This is a genomic window from uncultured Kordia sp. (genome assembly GCF_947489565.1).
Classification (GTDB): Bacteria; Bacteroidota; Bacteroidia; order Flavobacteriales; family Flavobacteriaceae; genus Kordia.
This window is the reverse complement of record NZ_CANLEA010000098.1, coordinates 1-209: the sequence shown is the minus strand read 5'-3', so window position 1 is coordinate 209 and position 209 is coordinate 1. Positions and strand designations below refer to the sequence as shown.

1 protein-coding gene is annotated in these 209 nt (G+C 44.5%); it reads left to right on the top strand.

Annotated features, from left to right (window positions below; all coding sequences use genetic code 11):
- Positions 1 to 209: hypothetical protein (locus tag Q0845_RS27870; protein WP_298521259.1), on the top strand; the 209-nt coding region annotated here is incomplete at both ends.

Here is a 209-nt window from a genome sequence, read left to right as displayed (position 1 = left end):
ACAGCAACAATCCCAGCAGGACAAACGACAGTAGATGTAAGTATTCCAATTACAGATGATACTACCGGAGAACCAACGGAGGACTTCACTGTAAATGGAACTGTAACCAGTGGCAACACAAGTAACACGAACGATAGTGGAACAGTAACGATCACTGATAACGATACACCAGCAATGAGCGTAGGTGATGTAACGGTAGCAGAAGATGC